The sequence below is a fragment of the Paraburkholderia sp. BR10141 genome (assembly GCF_056155635.1).
The window spans coordinates 1-2807 of the sequence record NZ_JBMIQH010000100.1; the positions used below are offsets into that span (position 1 = coordinate 1).

Consider the following 2807-nt stretch of genomic DNA (forward strand, 5'->3'; position numbering starts at 1 on the left):
GCGCCTGGGCCCGGTAGAACTCCGGATTCTGGAAGGCGGCCAGCCGGATGAGCCGGTTGAGCAGTGCCTGCGGAAGCTGCGCCTTTTCAAGATAAAGCTGGTTCGCGAGCGTCAGTGTGAGCGACGCCGGCATCGTTCCGGCCAGCCGCTTCGGCTGCGCGGGTGCTGGCTTCCACGGTTCGGCCCGGTCCTCCTCGGCGATGAACGCGACGTCGAGCGGGTGCGCACCGCCCGTGGCGCGAAAGATCACCCCCTCGATGTCGCGGCTGTCCATGGTTTGCACGGACGCGAGATACGACCACTGATCAGCGTACGGCTGAAAGCCGTCATCGACAAACACGCTCCAGCCATGCTCGCGCGGGTGCTTCTGCAGCGGCAGGGCAATGAGGTTACCGAAGCCGCCTTTGGGCAGCACATCCTGGTTCGGGAAGAGCCGGTCATAGGACGTCAGTTCGAGCTGACGGGTCCGGGTACAGGTGTGGCTGATGATGGCTGAGCCCATCCGTCGCGCGTCACGTGCAGCAACGGCCGACGAGAAGAAGATCCACGCGTGAGCGCCGTTGCCTGAACGCGAGATTTCGAGCGATACGGGCACGTCCATCTCGAGGCAGGATTGCCGGAATGCCTGCGCATCTTCACGCCAGCCTTCCTCGTCGAAGTCGACAGCGAGCAGGTAGCAGGTGCCGTCCGGCATTAGTGGATAGAGGCCCACTGTGCGATCGCCGGCCAGGTGCGTATAGACGACCTGGTCGTCCAGCGTCAGCAGTACACGATGCCCGCAGTCGGCACACCGGATGCGGGGCTTTTCGCAGATCCCGGCGCGCCATTCGTTGGCGCACGCCGGCGCGTAGCCGGATTTTCCGGAATTGCGGCTTTCCCAGCGTAGCGGATAGACATCCGTGCGGCCGCGAAACAGCCGCCGGAAGAGCTGTACCTTCTGCTCGGGCGAAAGTACGGGGGCGCCCGTGTTTCGCACTGCTGGCGATGGTTCGTTCCGGGCCACCCGCACGGGCTTTGCCTGCGCCGGCAGCAAGGCGGTGAGCCGCGCGATTTCGGCCTGCAGGCGGGTGAGCTCCGCGAGCAGCTCCTCGCGGGTGAAATTTTCCCAGTCTGCCTGTAGCAGCTTGCCTTCGTTCATCGCTTCACCGGCCGAAACCCTGGCTCCCATCGAGCACGCCGGCTGGCGCACACGTTCGTTGTTGCATATCATCGTCTCCGATACAGATCACCTGATTTTACCCACGAGCCATGTCTGCCATCGATCGCTACGTCGAAGCCGCGACGCGCGAAAACACCCGGCGCAGTTACCAGTCGGCACTCCGGCATTTCGAGGTTGAATGGGGCGGCTTTCTGCCCGCGAGCGCTGACTTGATCGCGCGGTACCTTGCCGATCACGCAGAAACCCTGTCTATCAATACCCTGCGCTCGCGGCTTGCAGCGCTCGCGCAATGGCATCAGACGCAGGGTTTTCCGGATCCGACGAAGGCACCGCATGTACGCAAGGTTCTCAGAGGCATCGTTGCGCTGCATCCCGCAACCGAGAAGCGGGCGAAGCCCATGCAGCTCGCGCAGCTCGAAAAGCTCACAGCCTGGCTCGATGAGCAGATCGCCAGGGAAGCAGACGAGCGCGAGCGCCTCGCGTGCATTCGCAACCGGGCCCTGGTGCTGCTGGGCTTCTGGCGCGGCTTTCGCTCCGACGAACTCAGTCGGCTGCGGATCGAGCACGTAGCCGTTGAGGCGGGCCGCGGCATGACACTGTACCTGCCGCGCACGAAAGGCGACCGCGCGCAGCTGGGCACGACCTTCAAGGCCCCGGCGCTTTCACGCCTGTGTCCGGTGACGGCTTACGAGGCGTGGATTGCGGCGTCCGGCCTGACGGAGGGGCCCGTGTTCCGGGGCATTGACCGCTGGGGAAACATCCGCGACGAGGGACTGCATGCGGGCAGCTTCGTGCCGCTGTTGCGTGCGCTTTTCCAGGCGGCAGGCCTGGCCGCGCCGGACAGCTACAGCAGCCATTCGCTACGGCGGGGCTTCGCAACGTGGGCCAACTCGAACGGCTGGGATCTGAAAATGCTGATGCAGTACGTGGGCTGGAAAGACGTGCGCTCTGCGATGCGCTACATTGACGCCGCCGATCCGTTCGCGCAACACCGCATCGAATCGGCACTCGCAACGCCAGGTACGACCGTGCAAGAGCTACCCGTCATCGCATTGCCTGCGCCATAACCGCTGGATCGAGGCGTTACTCCATATCCCGTGACGGATACGTACCGGGGGAGATTCGCTGCAAGCTCAATCGCGGTCCGGGCCTGCCATATCTTCGTGACGGAGGGCTTCGAGCGGGTGCAGTGCATCACGGATCGATAAAAGCCCGGTGACATAGTGATCGATCTGGTCGATCACATCCTCGATCTGTTCGACAATCGACGCGTCCCGGGTTGTTGCCGCGAAGCTCGCACCGTTGACGAGCGCATGGGCCATACCGTGCAGGCGCAGCAGATCGTCCCGCAGGCCTTCCGGATCGTCAAGGCCCGTGCGCAGTTCGTCGAGCGTATCTACCGCATCGAGCACCCGCGTCGTGTCATAGCGCGACTGCAGTCCCTCCAGTGCGGCGGCATCAACTTCACCGTACGGGGTGGTGGTCACCGCGGCTCTCGCACTCATCCAGCGTTACCTCATTTCGTCGTGAGGCCGGGCCGCCCGGCCAAACAGGGCATGTTGATCCAGCTTTCGGGCGGACGTTCCAGATGCAGCCGGTAGCGCCCGAAGCGGCGAATGTTGTGCGTCGCATACGGGCTCACGAATTC

Annotated in this window: 3 protein-coding genes; 1 reads left to right on the forward strand and 2 read right to left on the reverse strand. The window is 64.0% G+C overall.

All coding sequences use genetic code 11. From position 1 onward, the window contains the following. Nucleotides 1-1138: TOTE conflict system archaeo-eukaryotic primase domain-containing protein (locus tag ACOJB8_RS40915; RefSeq protein WP_475017930.1), on the reverse strand; the 1138-nt coding region annotated here is incomplete at its 3' end. 110 nt (nt 1139-1248) lie between these two features. Between ACOJB8_RS40915 and ACOJB8_RS40920 the strand changes: the two genes are divergently transcribed. Beyond that, the gene (locus ACOJB8_RS40920) at nt 1249-2226 is read left to right on the forward strand and encodes a site-specific integrase (RefSeq protein ID WP_475017932.1); all 978 of its coding nucleotides are present in this window, start codon (nt 1249-1251) and stop codon (nt 2224-2226) included. A 66-nt stretch (nt 2227-2292) separates the two neighbouring features. Here the strand turns inward: ACOJB8_RS40920 and tnpC are convergent, their stop codons facing one another. Beyond that, a complete protein-coding gene (gene tnpC / locus ACOJB8_RS40925; protein ID WP_324149964.1) occupies nt 2293-2664 on the reverse strand; it encodes a Tn3 family transposase post-transcriptional regulator TnpC in 372 nt (123 codons plus the stop codon). Between the last annotated feature and the right edge of the window lie 143 nt (nt 2665-2807).